The organism is Bradyrhizobium sp. CCBAU 45384, assembly GCF_028128665.1.
Classification (GTDB): domain Bacteria; phylum Pseudomonadota; class Alphaproteobacteria; order Rhizobiales; family Xanthobacteraceae; genus Bradyrhizobium; species Bradyrhizobium manausense.
On sequence record NZ_LBIZ01000115.1, the window covers coordinates 237356 to 260545 of the forward strand.

The following is a 23190-nucleotide window of genomic DNA, read 5'->3' on the forward strand; positions in this document are numbered from 1 at the left end:
GTCATCCACTTACGAATGTTTGGCGTTCAACCTTTTCTTGCAACGTCCGCCTAGGATCATCCTCAAGCCAGTCCTCGACATAGAACCGGATGATCGCAACCCGCCCGACGGCGACCGCGGGCATGGCGAGCGCGATGCCCATGACGCCGAACATCGCGCCCAGCATGACGATCGCAACCAAGGTCCAGGCAGGAGGAATTTCGACAGCCTGGCGCTGGATCAACGGGCCGATGACATAGCCTTCCACCGACTGGATGATGGTGTAGACCACGATGGCCCAGATCAGCAGTGAAGCGCCGAGCGGCATTGCCACGAGCGCGATCGGAATCGCGGCCATGATCGGCCCGAGATACGGGATGAAATTGGACAGACCCGCCTGCAATCCGAGCACGAAGGGTCCGGGCAGCCCGATCAGATAGAGCGCGATCCACACGCACAGCGTCATGAGGATGATGCGGACCAACTGCCCGACGAACCATAGCCGCATGACGGCGCCCATCTCGTCCATGACAGAGCTCGCCCGCGCGCGATACGACCGCTTCATCAGCATGACGAGGCTATCGCGGTGGCTGGTCGGATCGAACGCGAACAGGATTCCGAGGAACAGGATCACGAGAGCGCCGGTCAGCAGGCTCGATGCGCCGCCAAGCACGATCTGGGCATGGCTGATCAACCTGCCCTGGTCGGAGAAAAGCCATTGCGAGAAATTGCGGCCGCCTTCCGGCCCAAGCAGCTCCACGCCGTACGACAGCAAATGCGCCTGGACGATGTCGAGTTGGGTATCCATCACCTTGATCAAGTTCCGCGTCTGCTCCGGCAGCTTGCCCGCGCCCCAGTCGAGGCCGAACCCCGCGACGGCCGATAGCAGCAACAGCACCAGCGTCAGCCGCCAGGCACGATTGAGCGGGATGACCGGCGCCAGGGCCCGCGCCGACGCATCGAGAAACGCCGCACACAGCACGCCCGCGAAGATGAGCAGGAGGCTGGAGACCGTCTGCCAGACCAGGAACAGCGCGACGCCGACGGCGAGCAGGCTCAGTCCCGTCCCCAACATGCTGCGCGGTCCGGCATCGCGGCAAGGTTCGTCGCCTCGTGCGACTTCGTCGTATCTCTCGCCTGGACTCGCCTCGTTCATGGGTCGACCAATTTTGCAGGTCCTACTGCGGCGCCTGAACCTGGCTGCGGACGCGGTGGCTGCCAAAGTGCGGATGCTTGCCGCCTCGATGACGCCAGTAACGGTGCTTGGTCGGGGTCATGTTGGTATTGGGCGTCGATGCAGCGGATGCGGCAGGCGCGTTCGACTGGGCAAAGGACGGGGTCGGCGGTGCGGCCACCGCCGCCATTCCGATCAGGATCAGGGTGCCGAAGAGCGTGATTTTCATGTTCGCCTCCAAATGATCAGAGGTGGCTCAATTCAGATCGAGATGGCTCCGGTCGCGAGTGCATAGATGCCAGCGCAGGCGGCGATCGCGATCGCTGCAAACAGAACGGCCTCGAGCGGTGTGAAGGTCGCTTCCTTGCGTTCGCGCTTCGCCAGAAAGAACAGCAACGTGCCGGGCGCATACAGAATCGACGACAGCAGCAGAAACTTGGGCCCGCCGGCGTAGATCATGCCGATCGCGTAAAGCGTCGCGATCATCGCGCGGATCCAATCGACGATACGCGCCCGCTCGAAGGCCTTGTAGGTCTCGCCGCGCGAGGCCAGCTTCAGGCCATAGGCCGCGACCAGGAAGTACGGAACCAGCGTCATCGCGCTGGTCATCTTCAGGGCGAGCGTGAAGGCGTATTCGGCAAACCAGGTCACGAGCAGGAAGAGCTGGATGACGCAATTGGTGAGCCAGAGCGCACCGGAGGGAACGTCGTGCGCGTTTACGCGGGCGAGAAACGAAGGCATGGTGCGATTGACGGCCGCAGAATGCAGCACCTCGGCCGCCAGCAGCGACCATGAAAGATAGTTGCCGAGGATCGAGATCAGCAATCCGACGCTGATGAACACGCCGCCCCAGCGACCAACCATCGCTTCCATGACGCCCGCCATCGACGGCGTCGGGAGGCCCGCCAGCTGTTGTCGCGGCAGCACGCCGTACGACAGCAGCGTCACCAGGACGAGAAGGCAGAGAACGGTCAGAAAGCCGACGACGGTTGCAAAGCCGATGTCGGCGCGGTTGCGGGCATAGCGGGAATATACGCTTGCCCCCTCGATCCCGACGAAGACAAATACCGTCAGCAGCATCGTGCTGCGGACCTGGGTGAACACATCGGAAGCATCCGGCGCTTGCGTTCCCCAGAAATTCCCGGTGAACACATCGCCGTCGAGGGTGATCGCGGCCACGACAATGAACAGGAATATCGGGATGACCTTGGCGTAGGTCGCCACGGTGTTGAGCGCGGTCGCGCCCTTGATGCCGCGCAACACCAGCACGTGCACGCTCCACAAGAGCACGGTTGCGGACGCAATGGCGATCGGTGTCGAGCCGTCGCCGAACACCGGGAAGAATATTCCCAGGGTCGCCTTGATCAGGATGAGGCAGGCGACGTCTGCAAGACAGCAGCCGATCCAGTAGCCAACGGCCGAGGCGAACCCGATATACTCTCCGAATCCAGCCTTGGCATAAGCGTAAATGCCGGCATCAAGGTCGGGCTTGCGCTGTGACAGCGATTGGAACACCAATGCCAGCATGAGCATGCCCGTGCCCGCGATCACCCAGGCGATGATCGCTCCGAATGCGCCGGTGGCTCGTCCGAACGATGCCGGCAATGCAAAGATGCCGGAGCCGACCATCGACCCGATCACCAGGGCGATCAGGGCGTTGCGGGAGAGCTTCTGGTTGGCCTCGTTGGTCGAAGGAGCCATGAGGACGGCCTTCCAAATCCGGGACGAAGCCGGCACCGATGGCGGCCGATCCCGGTGACGAGCCTAGAGGCACCTCTCACCTTCGGATATCAGGGATTCTCTGTAGGAGCCAGAGCAGGAATTCGGCCCGTGCCGGAGCCCGGCGAGCCGCCTTCAGGGCTTGGCGGCGGGTGCAGCCGGGCCCTCATCGCCACCGCATGACGGCGATCCGGGAAGAGCGGCGCGCGCTACGAAGACGACACCGGCGCGGAAGAATTCGCCGGCCTTCGCGAGCTCGGCGGCGATCCGCTGGGCGTGCAGAACGGCTGCGTCGTCACTGGCATGGTCGCAGCCGATGCCATCGGGACAAAGACCGTATTTGTCGACGATATGGAAGAAGAAGCGCATGCCGCAGAATTAAGCCGGATCACGGCCGGCTTCCAAGTGACAAAGCCGTAAGAGACCTACGCCAAAGGGATGAGAGGCGGCGCCAGATTGCGCAATCGTCATGCGCGGGATGGTGCCGTGAAGGCGGGGTTGCAGGGGTTTTCGCCAGGGGCACTCGGGTGATTGTCCGATGTCGTCGCCTGGTCCTGGAGGGTAGCGTGCCCCTAGCTCCGCGAGTTCAGGAGGAGGCAAGCGATGTCAAACCTTGACCAGAACCTTTCGACATCAGGCCCGATCGGCACCGGCACGACTGCGGTGGACGCCGGATTGCGCAACTACATGATGCGCATCTACAACTACATGGCTGCGGGTGTCGGCCTCACTGCGGTCGCCGCGTGGGTGACCTACCAGCTCACCGGCCCGGCGCTGCTGCAAAGTCCCTTGATGTGGGTGTTTATCCTGGCGCCGCTGGCGCTGGTGTTCTTCATCGGCACGCGCATCAATACGCTCTCGGTATCAACGGCCCGCCTGCTGTTCTTCGTCTACGCAGCGCTGGTCGGCGTGTCGCTCTCGACCTTGTTCCACATCTATACGAGCGCTTCGATCACCCGCGTATTCTTCATCTCCGCCGCAACGTTCGGGGCGCTCAGCGTCTTTGGCTACACGACGCGGCGCGACCTCTCCGGTCTCGGCACCTTCCTGTTCATGGGGCTCATCGGCGTCATCATCGCCAGCCTGGTGAACATCTTCCTGCGATCGACCGGGCTCGACTGGCTGATTTCGATCGTAGGCGTCGGCGTCTTTGCCGGGCTTACGGCCTACGACACGCAGCGGATCAAGGCGATGTACGATGCCGGTGACGATGAAACTTCGGCAGGCCGCAAGTCGGTCATTTCAGCGCTGTCGCTCTATCTCAACTTCATCAACCTGTTCATGATGATGCTACGCCTGTTCGGCGGCCGGCGCTGAACGGCGGCCGTTTAAGCCGCCGGCCGCTCCGCGGCAGCGCTTGCGAGCGCGTCGCGCAGAGCCTGTTCCTTGGCGTCGTCCAGCGACGTCTTCAGCACCGTTCCGCCGGCGTCCTTGATCTCCTTCAGCACCTTATCGGCCGTCATGTTCTTGATCAGGACGAACAGCGCGGCGTTGCCGGTGTGCAGAGAGCCGGCCAGCTGCTTCATGAAGGCGTCATCGATGCCGAAATCGGACAATGCACCGCCAAGTGCGCCGGATGCCGCGCCGATCGCGACACCGAGGATCGGGTTGAGGAAAATCACGCCGATCAGAAGACCCCAGAAGCTTCCGGTCATCGCGCCCATCGCGGTGGTGTTGACGAGTTGATTGAGCTTGATGCCGCCGGACTCCGTTTTCACGGCGATCACGGCGTCGCTTATCGTGATCAGATACTCTTTCTGCAGTTTGAGGAGACGCTGACGTACCTCCTCGGCTTTCGCTTCGGACGGATACACGATCGCGACGAGATCGGACATTGAGACCTCCGTTTCCATTGGGACAGGTCCGCTCAGGACCGACTGGCCCCGACTGCACAGCACGAAATCCAGGATAGAGCGTGAGCCGCCACCCCGGCATCCGACAAAACCCCAGATGCGAAGGATGTTTTTCCGGTTCGTGTGATGCGACCAAGATTGACTGCCCCGCACTCGCCTATTCGCAATTCGTTCCAAACATCGAAGCGGCGAGCAGCACCGTCACGGCGAGCATGCAGATGCCGGCCACCGGCCATTGACGGAGGACACGATCGCCTCGCTCGACAAGGCTGCCAAGCCGCAGACAGGCGCGCGGAACAGGGCCTAGCACGCGCGTCAGATCTTTCCAGGCCATCGTGCCGGCCAGCTGATATGGCCAGGGACCGAGCAGGACCGCGAGCGCTGCGCCTCCGAGCACGGTTGCGAGCAATTTGACGAGCGCTTCGACGCCGAACAGTTTCGATTCCAGAGCATACGGGATCGGCGAATACGGCTGCCATGGCACCAGGCCGAGCAACAGCGAGCAGAGCGCCAAGGCAAGCGCCGCCAAATCGCTGCGGCGTCGCGGCCTCGCCGCGAGGGCAACCGGCTGGTCCGGAGGCGAAAGCGCGTGGGCAAGGACCACCAGGACGTACGCGGCCGTGAACATCCCGCCAAGCTGGAGCACGCCAGCCCACCACCACTGTCCCGTCCTCGCCGTCTCCTGGAGCAACAATTCCTTCGCGAGCGAGGCACCGCCCGGCTGAAGTCCCATCAGTGCGAAGCCGGCCAAGGCGAAGGTCATGACGCTCAGGGGCAGCGCGCGTGCGGCGCCACAGATCCCAGTGATGCGATCATGGCCCAGGCCGGCGTAGATCGACCCGACCGCCATGAACATCGCCGCTTTCGCGGTGGCATGGCAGATTGCCTGTATCAATCCACCTGCCAGGGCCGGTCCGGTCTCGAGCCGGCCTGAGGCATCGAGGGCGAGTGGAAACAGCAGGAAGAGGTACCCGATCTGCGCCAATGTCGAATATGCGACGAGCAGCTTAAGGCGCTCCTGCCGCAGGGCGAGGATGCTCCCGACCACGATCGCGCCGGCCCCCAGGGTTGCCAGAATCTGTGCGGCGGCAAAGCCCGAGAGGGCGGGCAGCACGTCGAACCAGAGCCGCAGGAGGATGAAGAACGATCCCTTCACGACCAGTCCGGAGAGGATTGCGCTCGCTGCGGCCGGGGCGCCGGCGTGAGCGGGTGGCAGCCAGAGGTGCAGCGGAAACAGCGCGGTCTTTGCGAGGAGGCCTGATGTCATCAGCGCCGCCGCAATGAACGCGCCGGGCTCTGCGGAGAGACGATGAGACAGCAGCAGGATATCGAGCGTGCCGCAGAGGCCATAGAGCAGAGCGGTGCCCATGAGGTAGAGGACCGACCCGGCCAGTGCGAACAGCAGATAGCGCAGCGCAGCCCGAAGCGTCTCCGCGCGGCCCTCGAGACAGACCAGCGGCACCGCTGCGAAGGTCAGCAGCTCCAAGGCAACGTAAAGGGTGAAGAGGTCGCCGCCGACAAAGATGGTGTTCAGCGCGGCCCAGATCGCCATCAACAAGACCCAGAATGCGAACGGTACCCGCCGGCTTGCTGCTACGGGATGAGAATCGGCCGCTGCATAGGCGCCGACCGCACAGATTACGATCGCCGTGGTCGCCAGCATCAGCGCAGACAAGCCGTCCGCGCGCAACGCCACCCCCAGCGGTGGCGGCCAGGCGCCAAGAAGATAGATGATGAGACCATCGCCTCGCGGCAAGGCCAGCAGAATGGCCACGGCGATTGCAATCCCGGCCGGCATGACGGCAAGGGCGACGTGCCGGACGTAGCGCTCGCTCAGAACGAACGCCAGCAGCACGCCTGCGGCAGGCACCACGATCGACAGCACCAGCAAGCGGCCATCCGCGGTCGCCACCAGCGAGGCGGCGGGGGCCAGCATCAACCACCGAACCGATCGGAGCGCGGCCTCGTCGGCGCGTCGCTATCCAGCGTGGCCGAGCCGGTCGTGTGGAACAGCCGGAGTAGCAAGGCGATCGCCAGGGCTGTCGCCGCGAACGCGACCACCACTCCAGTAATGACCAAGGCCTGCGGCACCGGATCACTGCCCATCCCTGCCACCGCCCCTCGCCGCCCAACCACGCCGAACAGGAGGAACACGCCGCTACCGAGCAGATTGAAGGCGATGATCTTGCGAAGGGGATGCGGATTCGTGATCAGGCCGTAGAGCCCAAGTCCGACCACGGCAGCAGCGCACAGTCCAAACACCGTCACGGTGCCCATCACAGTGTCCATGGCTCCGCGTTCCGCTCCGGCGCTCCGGCGAGCAGCAGGCCGAGCGTTGTCGCGATCGTCAGAACCATTGCGACCTCGATCCCGAGGATCAGCGGCTTGGCCAGCGGCGGCGGATAGGACAGGAATGCAGCGCCGAACAGAAGGCCCGCGAGGCCGACGACCAGGAACAAGCCAGGCCCGGCCACCAGAATGAGCCGTAGACGTCGGCTGCTCACCGGTAGTGTGTCCGCCAACCCGGCCATGATGGCCAGCAGCCACATCGACGCGAGAATCGCGCCGCCCTGAAAAGCTCCGCCGGGATGGTTGGCGCCCGTCCAGAAGACATAGATCCCGACGACAATGCCGACGGGCGACAGCAAGCGTGCGAGAAAAGCAAGAACGCCATGTCGATCGGCCTGGTGGCGCGGTCCCGGACGGCCGCCCCAAGCGAAATCAGGTGCAAGCGACCAAACGCCGACGATGGCCAGCACGAGTACGACCTTCTCAAGCATGGTATCCATCGCCCGGAACGCCATCAGGACGTTGGTAACGGGATTGGACAGGCCTGTCGCCCAGGCATTTGCGACAGCTGCCCGAGCGAGCGACGGAGCAGGATCGGGCAGCAGCAGGATCGCGCCGGCGAGAGCTGCGGCCGTCAACGTCGACAGCGCAGCCGCGCTGGCCCGCAGCAATTTGCCCGGCGCTGCTTGCGCCATCGGTTCGGCATCGCGCAACCGCGCGGCGGCACCCAACAGCAAGACGCCGCCGAGCCCTCCGCCGATGGCCGCCTCGGTCAGTGCGACGTCGGCGGCATCGAGACGCACCCAGACGAGCGCCACCAGCAGTCCATAGGCAACGAAACCGACTGTCGCCGCAAAGGTCTCGCGGACAACGATGGTCCAGGTGCCGAGGCCCAGCAAGACCGCGGCGAGCATGATTTCGAAAGCCGTCGCGATGCTCATCTGGTCGATCCGCCATGGCGCGCGGCGCGCGCAATCAGTTGGGAGACCGTTGCGCCTGCGAGCAGCACGAGCAGCCAGATACTGACCAGCTTCAGCGCGTCTCGAAGCTGGCCTGCTTGCGGGAGCAATCCGAGCACGACAAGACCGAGGCCGAGATTGTCCGCCTTGGTGAGTGCGTGCAGGCGCGTCAGCGTATCGGGAAAGCGAAGCAGACCGACGGTACCGGCCAGAAAGAAGAACGCGCCCGCCGACACGGCCGCTATGCTGATCATGTCGCGTACCAGGCTCATTCGGTCTCCGTTGATGCGATCCCGTCGGCTTCGAACCGGGAAAGCCCCTTCTTGACGAACGCGATGGAGGCGAAGGTTGCGAGGAGCGCCAAAGTCAGCGCCACGTCGACTGCCGCAGGGACGCCCGCGACAGTGCCGAGCAGCAGCAGCGCCGCAATACCTCCGGTTCCGATCAACTGCGTCGCCATCACGCGGTCGGCGTCTCCTGGACCCCGCAGGATCGACACCAGCCCAAGCGCCAACATCGCCAGGATGAAGCCGACCGCGGCCGTCAGGAACTCAGTCATTGTAAAGCGCTCGAACCAAGGCATCTTCCTCCGCAGCAAGCTCCGCCATCACGGGCTGCTCGACATCGAGGCAGTGATAGAGGATCTGCGCGTTTTCCTCTCCTGCCGGCACGGTGCCAGGCAGCAGGCTGGTGAGCGTTGCGAACACGTTACGACGCGGGCCGGGTGGCAGACCGGTCGGAAACGCGACAAATCCCGGGCGCAGCGGCAGCCGTGGATCGAGCGCTCGCCTTGCGACATCCGCTCCGGCAACGACAGAGTGGACCAGGAAGAGCAACATCAGCCGGCAGAGTGCGCCAGGCGAGAGCCGCGAGTTGCCGGGCGCCAGCAAACGCAGGCTCGTCCAGGTCGCCGCGGCGACGGCGATTGCCGCTGCAGGAACGTCATCGAGGGCAGCGCCGGCAAGGACTAGCCAGAGGCAAAGAAACAATGCCCCTCGCGACGCCGCGCTCCACCAGCGAACTCGGCCACGCACGTCTCGTCTCCCTGAGGACCCGGCCATTGAGCGCGAAACACTGCGCTCCTGATCGGACCTGCGATATCGGGTGATCGCCTGATCGGGTGTCGGGAATTCCCTAGAGCATCGCCGGAGCCGCCGCGATTGCATCCAGCCACACCGGGTAGATTTACCGATGTGTGCGGCCGATCCCTTGGGCAAAGCTACCAATGGGCGAACCCGCGGAATCCCCAACTCCAGGAGAGCCCGCACGGCAATATTTTCCCAACTTGAAGGGCTGCTGATGATGTGCGGCCGCCGAACGACACCTCGACAAGTCTTTGCACCGATCCTGATGGCAGCCGCCTCCGCGCTGATCCTGGCTGCGTGTGGACGCGACACAGAAACCAAGGAATCGCCGCCGCGCCCGGTCCGAACCACGACGATCGAGAAGCGCGAGAGCGTCGTGCCGTTGACCTTCACGGGTCGCGTGGAGGCCGAGGACGAAGTCAGCGTCGCCTTCCGTATTTCGGGACGCCTGCTTGCAAACGACATCAAGCTTGGTGACAGGGTCGAGGCCGGCCAGTTGCTGGCCCAACTGGAGCCGCAGAACGAGCTGAACACTTTGCGGCAGGCGAAGGCGGCCCTTTCCGCGGCACAGGGACAGTTGACGCAAGCGCGCAACCATTACGAACGCCAGGAGACACTCTTGGCGCAGGGATGGACGACGCGCGCCAATTTCGAGGCGGCAACGCAAGCGCGACAAACGGCCCAGTCGCAGGTCGAGGCGGCGGAGGCACAGCTAAGTTCGGCACACGATCTCGTGGGCTTCACCGAGCTGCGAGCCGACGCGGCGGGCAAGATCATCGCGACCGGACCACCCGCCGGCGAGGTCGTTCAGGCCGGCCAGATGATCGCGAGGATCGCCCGACAGGACGGCCGCGACGCCGTCTTCGACATCCCGGCTCAGATGATCAGATCGGCGCCGGAGGGCGTGCAGGTCACGGTCAGCCTGACGGATGATCCGAACATTACGGCAAAAGGCCGTATTCGCCAGATCGCAGCGCAAGCCCATGCCATCACCCGCACGTTCGAGGTCAAGGTCGGCTTGACCGATCCGCCGGCAGCGATGCGGCTCGGCGCGACGGTGAACGGGCGCGTCGAAATCAGCTCCGGGCCGACGATCGACATACCGGCAACCGCGTTGACGCGGATCAATCAACAGCCGGCCGTGTGGATCCTCGATCCGTCGACGAACCTCGTGGCTGCGCGCAACGTTGAAATCCTGCGTTTCGACCAGGCACAGGTGACCGTCTCGCAAGGATTGGATGCCGGAGAGATCATCGTCACCGCGGGCGTTCAGGCCCTGCATCCGGGCCAGAAGGTGCGCGTGCTCGGGTCAGAGCCATGACCGGGCTCAACCTCTCCGAATGGGCGCTCAAGCATCGCTCGCTCGTCGTCTATGTCATGATGGTTGCCGTAATCACCGGGAGCCTGGCGTATTTCCGGCTTGGTCGAAACGAGGATCCCTCGTTCATCATCAAGACCATGGTGGTTCAGGCGGCCTGGCCGGGGGCGACGGCCGAAGAGACCATGAAGCAGGTGACGGAACGGCTCGAGCGTCAGTTGCAGCAGACGCCCCATCTGGACTTCCTGCGCAGCTCCACCCGGGCCGGGCTCGTCACGATCTTCGTCAACCTGAAAGGAAGCGCGAACGCAAGGCAGGTTTCCGATGCCTGGTACGAGGTGAGGAAGAGCATCGGCGATATCAGCCACACCCTCCCCTCGGGAGTCATCGGCCCGGGCTTCAATGACGATTTCGGTGACACGTTCGGCATCGTCTACGGCTTTACCAGCGATGGCTTCACCCAGCGGGAGTTGCGCGACCATGTCGAGGATATCCGCTCCCGATTGCTTCGCATCCCGGACGTGTCGAAGATCGAACTGATTGGCGCACAGGATGAGGTGATCTTCGTCGAATTCTCCAAGCAGGAGCTTGCCACCCTGGGCATCGATCGGGCGGCCCTGCTCGCCGCGCTGCAGGCGCAAAATATCGTCCGTCCAGCCGGCACGATCCAGACCGGCAAGGAAAGCATCTCCATCCGGGTTTCAGGCAGATTTCAGTCGGAGCAGGACATCGCCGCCGTCAACTTCGTCGCAGGCGGTCGCACGCTTCGCCTGAGCGACATTGCGCAGGTGCGGCGGGGCTATGTCGACCCGCCGCAACCGATGTTCCGGGTCAATGGCCAGCCTGCCATCGGGCTTGCCGTCGCCATGCGGGATGGCGGCGATATTCTTGCACTCGGCAGGAACATCAAGACCGTGATGGGGCAGATCACCGCCGACCTCCCGATCGGAATCGAGCCGAGCCTCGTCGCTGACCAGGCCGTGGTGGTCAAAGGCGCGATCGGCGAATTCATGACCTCGCTCCTGCAGGCCATCGCCATCATCATGGTGGTGAGCTTCATCAGCCTCGGAATCCGTCCGGGCCTCATCATCGCGCTTGCCATCCCGTTGACGCTGGCCATCGTGTTTCCGATCATGGAGATCGCCCGCATCGACATGCAACGGATATCGCTGGGAGCGCTGATCATCGCGCTCGCGCTGTTGGTCGACGACGCGATGACGACGACCGATGCGACGCTGAACCGGCTGGCGCAAGGCGACAGCAAGATCGACGCCGCGACGTTTGCCTATCGTAGCCATGCCTTTGCCATGCTGGCCGGAACGCTGGTGACAATCGCGGGCTTCATTCCGGTTGGTTTTGCGGCGAGCTCGGCCGGCGAATATACGTTCTCGCTGTTTGCCGTGGTCGCGATCGCGCTCCTTGTGTCGTGGTTCGTTGCGGTAATCTTCACGCCGCTGCTGGGCGTGCTCATTCTTGTTCCACCTAGGCAGAAGATCTCCGCTGCGCCCGGCAGGATATTCCGCTTTTACCGGCGTTGCCTCATACTGGCGATGCGAGCCAAGTGGTTGACGATCGCGATCTCGCTGGCGCTCTTCGTCGCCTCCGTTCTTGCGCTTCCGTTGATACCGCAGCAGTTCTTTCCGTCGTCAGACCGGCCCGAACTGCTTGTGGATCTCAGCCTGCCACAGAATGCATCAATCTTTGCCAGCGAGACGGCAGCGAAGCGTCTGGATGCGGCTCTGGCCGGCGACCCTGATGTCCATCACTGGAGCACCAATGTGGGGCGTGGTGCAATCCGCTTCTATCTTCCACTCAATGCAGAGCTTCCGAACGATTTCTTCACGCAAGCCGTCGTCGTGGCAAAGGACGTTGCCGCGCGCGAGCGCCTGCAGGTGAAGCTGGAGCGCCTGCTCGCTGAGGACTTTCCGGCTGCGGTCGCGTCGGTTTCGCCTCTCGGCCTCGGCCCGCCGGTCGGATGGCCCTTGCAATATCGCGTGAGCGGACCCGATCTCGAGCAGGTACGTGAGCTCGCGCTCAAGGTCGGGCAGATCGTCGCCTCCGATCCGCGCACCAAAAACATCAATTTCGATTGGATGACACCGCAGCGCGAGCTGCGCATTCGCGTCGATCAGGATGAGGCGCGTCGTCTCGGGCTGAGCTCGCAGGCGATATCGGCCGTGCTGAACACCATGATTTCAGGCGCAACCGTCACCCAGGTTCGCGACGATGTCTATCTGGTCGCCGTGGTGGCTCGTGCAGTCGATGAGCAGCGAATGTCGCTGTCCAATCTGCGGACGCTTCAAGTGCCGTTGCCTGGTGGAACGACAATATCGCTCAGCCAGTTTGCGACATTCGAATTTCAACAGCAATATCCGCTGATCTGGCGACGCGACCGCGTTCCCACGCTGACAGTGCGTGCCGACATCAGCGACGGATCATTGCCGAATTCGGTGGTGGGTGCTCTGTCGCCAGCCATCGAACAGTTGAGGAGGACGCTGCCTGCCTCTTACGATGTGGCAGTCGGCGGGACCGTGGAAGAAAGCCGGAAATCGCAGGCATCCGTACTCGCCGTGGTGCCCATGATGCTGTTCGTCATGGTCACGGTTCTGATGGTCCAGTTGCAGAGCTTTCCACGGCTATTGATGGTCGCAAGCGTGGCGCCGCTCGGAATGGTCGGCGTCGTCGCGGCCCTGTTGCTCTCCGGCAGACCGATGGGCTTTGTCACGATTCTGGGCGTTCTCGCTTTGCTGGGCATGATCTGCAAGAACGCCGTGATCCTGATTGGCCAGATCGATGCGGAGCGTGCCCAGGGCAAGAGCCCCTGGGAGGCGGCGGTGGATGCCAGCAGTTCCCGCTTCCGTCCGATCATGCTGACGGCGGTATCGACCGTCCTCGGCATGATTCCGATTGCTCCAACCGTATTCTGGGGACCGATGGCTGTTGCAATCATGGGCGGCCTGCTGGTTGCGACCGTCCTGACCTTGGTCCTGCTGCCGACAATGTACGTGGCCTGTTTCGGCGAGAAGGAACGCACCGGCGCTCCCGCACCGGCGCCGTCTTGAGCCGTCGTTTCCGGCGAGGGAAATCCCGGCCCTCGACTAGGTGATCACCCGATATTCCAGGCTGTGCCCAAGGCGCATGGTGCAACGACCGGGCAAGTCAATCGGCCGGGATGTAGCGCACCCCTCGTGTCGCGAGGTCTCCCCATGACTGGGACGCCGTCAATCCAAAAACTCTCTCTGTTCGCGTTGACCGCGATGGTGGTCGGCTCGATGGTCGGCTCGGGCATCTTCTCGTTGCCCCGCACCTTCGGCATCGCCACCGGCCCGTTCGGCGCCATCTTTGCCTGGTGCATTGCCGGTGGCGGCATGTACACCCTCGCGCGGGTGTTCCAGACGCTGGCCGAGCGAAAGCCCGAACTCGATGCCGGCGTCTACGCCTATGCCAAGGCGGGGTTTGGCGACTATCCCGGCTTCTTATCGGCATTTGGCTACTGGATCGGCAGCTGCATCGGCAACGTATCCTACTGGGTCCTGATCAAGTCGACCCTGGGCGCTTTCTTCCCGGTCTTCGGGGAAGGTAACACGGTGACCGCGATTGTCGTCGCCTCGATCGGAATCTGGCTCTTCCACTTCATGATCCTGCGCGGCGTGCAACAGGCGGCCGCAATCAACACGGTCGTCACCATCGCCAAGATCGTGCCGATCCTGGTCTTCATCGTCATTCTCGCGTTCGCGTTCCAATACGACATATTCCGCGCCAATTTTTGGGGCGGCGAAGGCATGCCGGACAAGAGCCTGTTCGACCAGATCCGTGCGACCATGCTGGTCACGGTGTTCGTGTTTCTGGGGATCGAGGGCGCCAGCGTCTATTCACGCTACGCCAAGGAGCGGTCCCACGTCGGCTCGGCGACGATTTTGGGCTTCGTGATCGTCACCAGTCTCATGGTGCTCGTCACCATGCTGCCTTACGCGGTGCTTCCCCGCGCGGAAATCGCCGAGATGCGGCAGCCGTCCATGGCGACGGTGCTCGAGGCGGTGGTCGGGCATTGGGGCGCCGTCTTCGTCAGCATCGGGCTCCTCGTATCGGTGCTCGGGGCCTATCTTGCGTGGTCCCTGATCTGCGCCGAGGTGCTTTCGGCGGCCGGCCGGACCAGGGACATGCCAGCCCTGTTCGGAACGGAGAATGCGAACAAGGTCCCGGCCGCGGCGCTGTGGTTGACGAATGTGATCGTCCAGCTCTTCGTCATCAGCACCTATTGGTCGCAGGACGCGTTCTCGTTGATGCTCAATCTGACAAGCGTGATGTCACTGATTCCATTCTTCCTGGTCGCGGCCTACGGGCTTCGGCTCGTCAGGCGGGGCGAGACCTATGAGAAGAGCGGCAGTGAGCGAACGCGCGACACGATCTTCGCCGGCATCGCCTTCATCTACACGCTGTTCCTGATCTACTCTGCCGGGATGAAGTTTCTGCTGCTGTCCCTGATCCTCTACGCGCCTGGGACGGCACTGTACTTCTGGGCGCGCCTGGAACGGAAGGCGAAGGTCTTCACGGCTGTCGAGTGGGGCATCTTCATCGCAGCGGCCGTCGGCGCGGCTGTCGGAATCCACGGATTGGCCACTGGCTACATTACGATCTAGGCAGCAACACTCCCGGGAGAGTTCCCATGGCAAATCAGACGTCGGCCACTTCGATTCGCTTTGGTGTCCATTCGGAGGTCGGGCAGTTGAGGAAGGTGATGGTCTGCTCGCCCGGCCGCGCCCATCAGCGTCTCACGCCGTCGAATTGCGACACCCTGCTGTTTGATGATGTGTTATGGGTGGAAAACGCGAAGCGCGATCACTTCGACTTTGTTCAGAAGATGCGCGACCGCGGCGTCGACGTCGTTGAGATGCACAACCTGCTGACGGAGACGGTCGCGATCCCAGAGGCCAGGAAGTGGATCCTCGACAACCAGGTCGTTCCCGATCAGGTCGGCCTTGGTCTCGTTGAAGAGCTTCGCTCCTACCTCGAAGGCCTCAAGCCGCGCGACCTTGCCGAAACCCTGATCGGCGGCGTATCGACCCATGATTTCCCGGACGCACATGGCGGTGAGACGCTCAAACTGGTCCGCGAAGCGGCAGGCATGACCGAATATCTGCTGCCGCCATTGCCGAACACGCTGTACACGCGGGACACGACCTGCTGGATCTACGGCGGGGTCACGCTCAACTCGCTCTATTGGCCGGCGCGCCATGAAGAGCCCATCCTCACGACGGCGATCTACAAGTTCCACCCGGATTTCGCCGGAAAGGTGAAGGTCTGGTGGGGCGACCCGACCCGGGATCACGGACTGGCCACACTCGAAGGCGGCGACGTGATGCCGATCGGCAAGGGCAATGTGCTGATCGGCTTGAGCGAGCGCACCTCGCGTCAGGCGATCAGCCAGCTCGCTGCGGCTCTGTTCAAGCAGAAGGCGGCCGAGCGCGTCATCGTGGCCGCCATGCCGAAGTTACGCGCTGCAATGCATCTCGACACCGTGTTCACCTTCGCCGACCGCGATTGCGTGCTGCTTTATCCCGACATCGTCAACAACATCACGGCGTACTCCTATCGGCCGGCCGACAATGCCACCGGAACCGAACTGCGGAAGGACGAAAAGCCGTTCGTCGACGTCGTGGCCGAGTCGCTCGGCCTGAAGAAGCTGCGCGTGGTCGAGACGGGCGGCAACGCCTATATGCGCGAGCGGACGCAGTGGGACAGCGGCGCTAACCTGGTTTGCGCCTCACCGGGCGTCGTATACGCCTATGACCGCAACACCTATACCAACACGCTGTTGCGCAAGGAGGGGATCGAGGTGATCACCATCGTCGGCGCCGAACTGGGGCGGGGCCGCGGAGGCGGACACTGCATGACCTGTCCGATCGCCAGGGACGCGGTGGACTACTAGGCGGATCGCGCGGATCCGCCATGGCCGGCGTGTCGCAGCCGGGCCCCGCTTCAGGCGAGCTGGAAAGACCGTTGCAGCGCTTGCTCATCTATTGCACCGCATTTGAATCTCACTGTCGGAACTGCGGCACAAACTGCATACTGGAACCCGCCGGATTTCACAGATTCGAGAACTCGATGCTGTGGCGATGCTACTCATTTGTGATCATCAACCTAACGGTGTATAACGACGGTGCCCTACGGGCGCGTGCATACGTTCGCTTCGCCCCAATCGGGCAGGTAGGAGACGCTCGACATTGAGATCCAGTGCCGAGCGTCACCGGAGAAGTGAGTGCGTGCCGTGAAGCCACATCCCTCTTCCCCCAGCGAGCTGGATCATCCGATTTTCAATTTGGCGTCCATCCAGGAGGATATCCAGCAGCGGATTGCTTCCGATCTGCACGATTCGACATGCCAGCATCTGATCGCCGCGAGCCTGGGCCTGATGCGGATCCGGCGGAGCCTTTGCGATCCGGTCGCGACCGAGCGGCTTTGCCAGGAAATTGACGCGTCGATCGACGAAGCGCTCCGGGAAATTCGCGCCTTTGCCTATTTGCTGCATCCGCAGAATCTGACACTGGAGAGACTGAAGGCCACGATCGAGCATTACGCTGATGGTTTCGCGGCGCGCACGTCGCTGCGGGTCACGACCAGAATCGCCCCGGAGGTCGATCTGCTGCCTTACGAAACGCAGCGCTCGATCCTGCGGGTCGTACAGGAGGGCCTCACGAACGTGTTCCGTCACGCGAAGGCGACGGAAGTGGGTATCGTCCTTGACGTAGCCGAGAGCGAACTTCGGCTGACGATCAGCGACAACGGGCGCGGATTTCAACGCGATCACGCCAGGCCGGGCGCGAAGCCGATATCGATCGGCGTCGGAATTCCCGCAATGAGAGCCAGACTTCACCAGATCGGAGGTTCGCTCGAGATCTACTCCGATACGACAGCGCGCCGCTCCGGCACAATAGTTCGCGCGGTGCTTCCGCACGGGCTGGCGACGAACAGGCGCAACTCGCGAAAGGCCAGCACTGTCGTACGAGGGCCACAAGAACACTATGACGAAAGAAGAACACTGAACACCGACGGCAGGCGAGAATAGAGCCATTCAAGCCGGGCCGCCGTGTGAAGGACCCGGAGTACTCGGACATGAAGCGTTTCCTTATCGCTGATGATCATGAAGCCGTGCGATCAGGCTTGCGAGCAGTGCTCGAGCAGCGAACGGATTGGGAAGTGGTCGCCGAAGTGAGCGACGGCGGCAAGGTGTTGAGCGCGGCAATCGAAAGTCAGCCGCATGTCGCGATCGTGGATTTTTCGATGCCGCGAATGACCGGCGTGGAGGTTGCGCGGCGGATCAGGGAATATCCGTTGCCGACGGAAGTCTTGATCTTCACGGTGCACAATTCCGGCCTGCTTGCGGAGCAGGCGTTCGAGGCCGGTGCACGCGCGTTCCTGGTCAAATCGGATGCAAACAGATTACTTCTGGCAGCCGTCGAATCGCTTCTGGTGCACAGGCGGTTTTGCAGCGTAAGTTGCCCGAGTGGAGCGAACCGGACATCGTGCGGCAATGCCGACCAGTACCACGGGCTCACTCCGCGCGAGCAGCTCGTCGTCAAGCTGGTTGCGGAAGGTTACAGCAACAAGAGCATCAGCGCGATCCTGAACCTCAGTGTCAAGACGACGGAGGCGCATCGGGCGGCGGCCATGCGCAAGCTGGACGTGAATTCAACTGCCGGCCTGGTCCGATACGCCGTACGCGCCTCGCTCGTCGAGGCGTGAGGGCGCATCGGCCCCGGCGATGTCGCGAGCGAGGGCGCCAGCTGAGTAACTTCGCAGAAGCATCTCAGGGTTTTGCAGGATAATCCTGCGACGTGCGATCGATAGGATCGTTCGACCTTGCCGCCGCCGGTCATCTGCTCGACTGTGGCCGGAACAACGAGAACGACGCCCGTGAAACGCATCTTGATTGCGGATGATCATGAAGTCGTGCGCTCCGGGCTGCGCGCAATCGTTGAAATGCAGCCGAACTGGATTGTTGCGGGCGAAGCGAGCAATGGCGAGCAGGCCATCGCGTTGGCCTTGGACGCGAGGCCGGACATCGTGATCGTCGACTACTCGATGCCGCTCATCAACGGACTGGAAGTCAGTCGCCGTCTCAGGGCGCTCCATCAGCGTACGGAAGTGTTGATCTTGACGATGCATGAGGACGAGGAGCTGCTGACGGAAGCGGTTCTGGCCGGCGTCCGCGGCTTTTTGTTCAAGTCGGATGCCAAGAAGCACCTCATTTTCGCGATCGAGGCGCTGCTCGACGGAAGACCCTACTTTACCAGCGCCCTTGTCGAGAAGCTCCTGCACGACTACCAGCTCAACAAGCAGGGCAAGTCGGGCATGCTGCTGACGTCGCGCGAGCAAAGCATCGTCCAATTGATCGCGGAAGGGCATACCAACAGATCCATCAGCGTCGTTCTGAAGCTGAGCGTAAAGACGGTCGAAACCCATCGCGCCTCGGCGATGCGCAAGCTCGGAATGTCGTCAACGGCCGAACTGGTCCGGTATGCGATCCGCAAGAAGCTGGTAGTGCCGTGACTATCCGTTTCTGTCTCAAACTCGAAAAACAACCCCATGCACGGTAGCCGACGCATTGACGCCGCTTCGATATTTCGTCTTTTACGAAAATCGCTTGATCCGTCGGGCAAAACAGGGGCATGATGTCAGGATCAAGCAGCTGACCGTCAACCATGCGCCGGTTCACAAGCCCGGCTTGCATCCGACAACCGCACTCGCCCTCTCCAGCGGGCCGAATGGCGCAGGCTTGCCCAGCAGATAGCCCTGCACCGAATCAACTCCTTGACCCCGCAAATACGCAAGCTGCTCCATTGTTTCAACACCTTCCGCCGTGACCTCCACATCGAGGCCGCGGGCCAATGTCATGATGGATGCGACGACCGCCCTGCTCGCCGGCTTGCCCGGCAGCTCGCTCGTGAACGAGCGGTCGATCTTGAGCTTGTCGAACGGGAATGAGACGACCGAACCCAGCGAGGCATAGCCGACGCCGAAGTCATCCAGGGCAAAGGTTATTCCAAGGTCCTTCAACCGGCGAAACAACAGGAGATTCTCCTCTCTGTCCTGCAGCAGCATCGATTCCGTCACTTCGAGCTCGAGCCGATGCGGCGGAAGGCCGGTTTTCATCAGCACGCCGATGATGGAGTCGAACAGCGGCCCTCCCCGGAATTGAGCCGGAGACAAATTGACCGCAACCCTGAGCTCCGCGGGCCACGATGCGGCGTCTGCGCACGCCCTTTCCAGGGTCCACCGTCCCAATGCCTCCATCAGCCCGCTATCTTCGGCAACTCCGATGAACTCATCTGGATAAAGCAGGCCCCGAGTGGGATGGCGCCATCGCACCAGCGCTTCCGCGCTGCGCGGCCGCAGGGATTCGGCCTCGCAGATAGGTTGATAGTGGAGCTCGAACTCGCCGCGCGCAACCGAAGCCCGGAGCTCATTGACGAGCCGATTGCGGTCTTGCGCGCGGCTGCGCATTTCATCTTCAAAGACATGAAATCCGCTGCGCCCGTCCGATTTGACTCGATACAGAGCCAAGTCGGCCTTGTAGAGCAGCTCTGGAACCGTAACACCATGCAACGGTGCAATCGAGATGCCGATGCTGACGCCGACCGAGGCCTCCTGCGACTCTATCGAGAACGGTATAGCGATCGCCTGCAGCAGATCGATCGCGAGCGCTTCGGTCTCTTTACGATCGTCGGTGGAGCTGGACTGCACGATCGCGAATTCGTCACCGCCCAGGCGTGCGATCAGGGCAGTTTCTGGAACAACCGAGACAAGACGTCCGCTTAGCTGCTTGAGCAATGCATCGCCGGCGGCATGACCGAGCGTGTCATTCACATGCTTGAAGCCATCGAGATCAAGCAGGTAAATGATCAGCTGCTGCCGTCTTGCCTGTACTCGGGATAGCCGTTCCGAAAGATCGTCCAGAAGAGCAGCACGGTTCAGAAGACCGGTCAACGCGTCATGGCGGGCCGCATGACTGAGCTGCGCTTCGGCCTTCTTTCGGGCAGTAATATCGACCCGGATCGCCATGTAGGCAACCGGCTTCCCGTCAGGGCCAAGCTGGGGCGTGATCACGGTGTCGACCCAGTACAGCTCGCCACTTTTGGCCCTGTTGCACAGCTCGCCCCGCCAGACGCCTCCTCGGGCGAGGCAACGGTACATCTGGCGAAAAACCTGCGATGAATGAACCCCCGATTTCAGGAGACGGTGGTTGCTTCCAACCAGCTCCTCCCGATTGTACCCGCTGATCTCGCAAAACCGATCGTTGGCGTAGGTGATCGTGCCGCGAACGTCCGTGATCGCGACAATGACGGCCTGGTCGATTGCGTACTGCCTCTCGATCAGCTCCTGCCTCGCTTCTTCGGCCCGGACCATTGCGAGGCGAAGCTCGGTCACATCGCGGTGCCGTTCGACGAAGCCACCGTCCGACATCGGATGCATATCGAGCTCGACGAACGACCCGTCCTGCAATTCATAGGTGGTGCGGAACGCTTCGCGCCGACCTATGGCCGCCAGATAGCCGGCCAATTGGTCATTTGCCTTCGCCCCGACCACCCGGGCATGGCGGCTTATGAGAACATCCTCAGCGGGGCGACCCGGCGAGGCCTGCGAGGACGTCAGCGAATAGAGGCTGCGGTGCTGTTCATTGGCTATCACCAGCCTGGATCGCCAATCGAAGACACAAAGCCCATGAGAGCTGCTTTCGATGGCGGTGTGGAGCAGCTGCTCCCAGTTCACCTCGCGCTTCGGCGCGCGTCCGCCGACCCCGAAATCGATCGTTGGTTGAGTCATTGTGCCGCCAGACTTTTGAATATTGCGCTAGGCTGCTCGAATTTCGGCAAAGAACGTTTCCACCTCCGACCGGAGGGCCGCAGCCTGCACCGAGAGTTCTTCGGACGCGCCCAGGAGTCTTGCCGCTGTCTGCCGAGTTTCAGTGGCGGCTTGGCTCACCCCGGTGATATTGGTGGATACCTGCTGCGTGCCCTGGGCTGCCTGCTGGATATTTCGCGCAATCTCGGCGGTCGCAACGCCCTGCTCTTCCACGGCCGCCGCTACGACGGTCGCAATCTCGCTGACGGAGCCGATGGTGCGGCCGATATCCTGGATCGCCGCCACCGCCCCCTTGGTTGCGCCCTGAATCGAGAGAATCTGCTCTCCGATTTCGCCAGTAGCCTTCGCCGTCTGCTCCGCCAAGGCTTTGACCTCGGAAGCAACGACAGCGAAGCCGCGCCCGGCCTCCCCGGCTCGCGCGGCTTCGATTGTGGCATTGAGAGCAAGCAAGTTAGTCTGTCCCGCGATTGTGCTGATCAGCTCAACCACGTCGCCGATCCGCTGCGCCGCCTTCGCAAGGCTCTGGACCGTGTCGCCGGATCGCGCTGATTGCTCGACCGCAATCCGGACGATCTTGGTCGAGTCGGACACCTGACGGCCGATCTCCTGAATTGACGAGGTCAGTTGCTCGGTGGATGCGGCAACCGCCTGCACATTCGTCGACGCTTCTTCCGAAGCTGCCGCCACCGCGCCGGACTGCTGGGTCGATTGCGAGGAGCTTGCCGCCAGGGCATTGGCTGCGCTCTGGAGACTGTCCGCCGAACCATCGACGGTGTCCAACACCCTTTTCATCCGGGAATCAAAGCTGCGGATCGCAGCGTGGACCTTCTCCTGCCGCCTTTCCCGCTCGGCAAGCATTGCCTCCTGGTAGACGGAGATGGCGATTTCCATGTCGAGCATCACGGCGCAATTCACCGCGCTCAGGATCTCGCAGAGGCGCCTTTGCCTCCAGCGATAGCGCCGCGTGGCGAGCGCCACGAGCTGGTTCAGGACAAAATTATATCCACCAATGTACCAACGTGGCTCCAGGCCGATCTTGTTGTGGACCATGCCGATGGCACGGACACCCTTCAGGTACTCGGCATCGAACCGCCCGTTGAACAGCCGCGCCCAATGCATGCCCTGGGCTGATTTCAGTCTGGGAATATCGTTGCCGATCAACGCGGCAAGCTGAGGCTCACTCGTTACGTGCCGGTAGAAACCGTCGAGAATGCGTGGAACGGCCGGCTCGGCGATGGCCCAGAATTCCCGCAACAGCTCCCCCGTGCGGGGCGCAATTCCCATGAAGCGCAGTCTCGCCTGGGCGTGCTGATCGGAGGTGGCGCAGGCGGGCAGGTCCGTCATGGTCTGGTCCTTTCAAAAGTGACCGTGAAAAGAACTACGGGAATCCGGCACCGAACCGGCTCAGTCGACGAGCCAGTCGGAATAGCTTGAAAGGGTGAGCGCCATGTCGACGGCCACGTATTTTTCGAGTGTGACGACGAGCGCCACCTTGAGCGGCGGTGGGATCGAGGCGTCGAACAGCAATTGTTCGGTGAACCGGGACTTCATCAGGGCGTAACCGGCGACGTACCACCTGGGATCGAGGCCCAGTTCGCGGTGCATGATTCCGACCTTGGTCGCCCCGCGCAGATAGGCCTGATCGAATCCGCTGTTGAACAGCGAATGCCAGTGCTCCTTTTGCTTGACCATGAGGCGCTTGATGCTGCGCTCATCCAGCAGGAAGCCGACGTGCGACCGCCGCGTGCGCCGGTAGAAGTCCGCGATGACGAGGTCACTCGATTCGTCGAGCAAGCCCCACAGCCGCTCGGCCAGAAGCTGAGTGCGCGTGTCGATTCCGAGATATCGAATGATTTGCGTCATCATGCTTGCACGTCTCGCCGGAGCTCCACGTGCAGAACAATAATGCCGACCCTGCTAACCTTCTGTTAGGCAAAATTGGCGGCTGCGA

Annotated in this window: 22 protein-coding genes; 8 read left to right on the forward strand and 14 right to left on the reverse strand. The window is 62.5% G+C overall.

Going from position 1 to position 23190, the window contains the following annotated elements; all coding sequences use genetic code 11:
• Position 1 precedes the first annotated feature (1 nt).
• The 4 genes from XH80_RS29000 to XH80_RS29015 all read right to left on the reverse strand — a co-directional run bounded on the left by XH80_RS29000 (position 2) and on the right by XH80_RS29015 (position 3241).
• Entirely contained in the window at positions 2-1054 is a 1053-nt protein-coding gene (locus tag XH80_RS29000) for an AI-2E family transporter (protein WP_271601518.1), read from the reverse strand.
• A gap of 103 nt (positions 1055-1157) precedes the next feature.
• On the reverse strand, positions 1158-1382 hold the full coding sequence (locus XH80_RS29005) for a hypothetical protein (protein ID WP_271601519.1): 225 nt from the start codon (positions 1380-1382) through the stop codon (positions 1158-1160).
• 32 nt (positions 1383-1414) lie between these two features.
• A complete protein-coding gene (locus XH80_RS29010) occupies positions 1415-2854 on the reverse strand; it encodes a basic amino acid/polyamine antiporter (protein ID WP_271601520.1) in 1440 nt (479 codons plus the stop codon).
• 153 nt (positions 2855-3007) lie between these two features.
• Positions 3008-3241 (reverse strand): DUF6894 family protein, encoded by a 234-nt coding sequence (locus XH80_RS29015; protein ID WP_271601521.1) that lies wholly within the window; start codon positions 3239-3241, stop codon positions 3008-3010.
• 234 nt (positions 3242-3475) lie between these two features.
• Between XH80_RS29015 and XH80_RS29020 the strand changes: the two genes are divergently transcribed.
• The gene (locus XH80_RS29020) at positions 3476-4189 is read left to right on the forward strand and encodes a Bax inhibitor-1/YccA family protein (RefSeq protein ID WP_271601522.1); all 714 of its coding nucleotides are present in this window, start codon (positions 3476-3478) and stop codon (positions 4187-4189) included.
• An 11-nt stretch (positions 4190-4200) separates the two neighbouring features.
• Here the strand turns inward: XH80_RS29020 and XH80_RS29025 are convergent, their stop codons facing one another.
• The 7 genes from XH80_RS29025 to XH80_RS29055 all read right to left on the reverse strand — a co-directional run bounded on the left by XH80_RS29025 (position 4201) and on the right by XH80_RS29055 (position 9007).
• Entirely contained in the window at positions 4201-4707 is a 507-nt protein-coding gene (locus XH80_RS29025) for a DUF1269 domain-containing protein (RefSeq protein WP_057751038.1), read from the reverse strand.
• 175 nt (positions 4708-4882) lie between these two features.
• The gene (locus tag XH80_RS29030) at positions 4883-6661 is read right to left on the reverse strand and encodes a complex I subunit 5 family protein (protein WP_271601523.1); all 1779 of its coding nucleotides are present in this window, start codon (positions 6659-6661) and stop codon (positions 4883-4885) included.
• Positions 6661-7014, reverse strand: a complete 354-nt coding sequence (locus XH80_RS29035) for an NADH-quinone oxidoreductase subunit K (protein WP_442869183.1) — start codon at positions 7012-7014, stop codon at positions 6661-6663. The genes XH80_RS29030 and XH80_RS29035 overlap by 1 nt, the downstream gene beginning before the upstream one ends.
• Entirely contained in the window at positions 7002-7955 is a 954-nt protein-coding gene (locus XH80_RS29040) for an MnhB domain-containing protein (protein WP_271601524.1), read from the reverse strand. The genes XH80_RS29035 and XH80_RS29040 overlap by 13 nt, the downstream gene beginning before the upstream one ends.
• Positions 7952-8245, reverse strand: coding sequence for a monovalent cation/H(+) antiporter subunit G (locus XH80_RS29045; protein WP_271601525.1), 294 nt, complete (start codon positions 8243-8245; stop codon positions 7952-7954). Before XH80_RS29045 ends, XH80_RS29040 begins: the two co-directional genes overlap by 4 nt.
• A complete protein-coding gene (locus XH80_RS29050) occupies positions 8242-8532 on the reverse strand; it encodes a monovalent cation/H+ antiporter complex subunit F (RefSeq protein WP_271601526.1) in 291 nt (96 codons plus the stop codon). The genes XH80_RS29045 and XH80_RS29050 overlap by 4 nt, the downstream gene beginning before the upstream one ends.
• Positions 8525-9007, reverse strand: a complete 483-nt coding sequence (locus XH80_RS29055; protein ID WP_271601527.1) for a Na+/H+ antiporter subunit E — start codon at positions 9005-9007, stop codon at positions 8525-8527. Before XH80_RS29055 ends, XH80_RS29050 begins: the two co-directional genes overlap by 8 nt.
• 451 nt (positions 9008-9458) lie before the next feature.
• Here XH80_RS29055 and XH80_RS29060 point away from each other — a divergent pair, with 451 nt between their 5' ends.
• From XH80_RS29060 to XH80_RS29090, 7 genes are all read left to right on the forward strand, one after another.
• A complete protein-coding gene (locus tag XH80_RS29060; RefSeq protein WP_271601528.1) occupies positions 9459-10379 on the forward strand; it encodes an efflux RND transporter periplasmic adaptor subunit in 921 nt (306 codons plus the stop codon).
• Positions 10376-13438: an efflux RND transporter permease subunit gene (locus tag XH80_RS29065; RefSeq protein ID WP_271601529.1), complete on the forward strand. Its 3063-nt coding sequence runs from the start codon at positions 10376-10378 to the stop codon at positions 13436-13438. The genes XH80_RS29060 and XH80_RS29065 overlap by 4 nt, the downstream gene beginning before the upstream one ends.
• Before the next feature lie 144 nt (positions 13439-13582).
• Positions 13583-15016, forward strand: a complete 1434-nt coding sequence (locus XH80_RS29070) for a basic amino acid/polyamine antiporter (protein WP_271601530.1) — start codon at positions 13583-13585, stop codon at positions 15014-15016.
• A gap of 26 nt (positions 15017-15042) precedes the next feature.
• A complete protein-coding gene (gene arcA, locus XH80_RS29075) occupies positions 15043-16305 on the forward strand; it encodes an arginine deiminase (RefSeq protein ID WP_271601531.1) in 1263 nt (420 codons plus the stop codon).
• A gap of 330 nt (positions 16306-16635) precedes the next feature.
• The gene (locus tag XH80_RS29080) at positions 16636-17442 is read left to right on the forward strand and encodes a sensor histidine kinase (RefSeq protein WP_271601532.1); all 807 of its coding nucleotides are present in this window, start codon (positions 16636-16638) and stop codon (positions 17440-17442) included.
• A 47-nt stretch (positions 17443-17489) separates the two neighbouring features.
• A complete protein-coding gene (locus XH80_RS29085) occupies positions 17490-18119 on the forward strand; it encodes a response regulator (RefSeq protein WP_271601533.1) in 630 nt (209 codons plus the stop codon).
• A gap of 171 nt (positions 18120-18290) precedes the next feature.
• On the forward strand, positions 18291-18926 hold the full coding sequence (locus XH80_RS29090; RefSeq protein ID WP_271601534.1) for a response regulator: 636 nt from the start codon (positions 18291-18293) through the stop codon (positions 18924-18926).
• 162 nt (positions 18927-19088) lie between these two features.
• Here XH80_RS29090 and XH80_RS29095 read toward each other — a convergent pair whose 3' ends face one another.
• The 3 genes from XH80_RS29095 to XH80_RS29105 are packed head-to-tail and all read right to left on the reverse strand — an operon-like array spanning position 19089 to position 23105.
• Entirely contained in the window at positions 19089-21200 is a 2112-nt protein-coding gene (locus XH80_RS29095; RefSeq protein ID WP_271601535.1) for a putative bifunctional diguanylate cyclase/phosphodiesterase, read from the reverse strand.
• Positions 21201-21227: 27 nt separating this feature from the next.
• Positions 21228-22583: a globin-coupled sensor protein gene (locus XH80_RS29100; protein ID WP_271601536.1), complete on the reverse strand. Its 1356-nt coding sequence runs from the start codon at positions 22581-22583 to the stop codon at positions 21228-21230.
• A gap of 60 nt (positions 22584-22643) precedes the next feature.
• Positions 22644-23105 carry a protoglobin domain-containing protein gene (locus XH80_RS29105; RefSeq protein ID WP_271601537.1) on the reverse strand — a complete coding sequence of 154 codons (462 nt, stop codon included), beginning with the start codon at positions 23103-23105 and terminating at the stop codon, positions 22644-22646.
• Between the last annotated feature and the right edge of the window lie 85 nt (positions 23106-23190).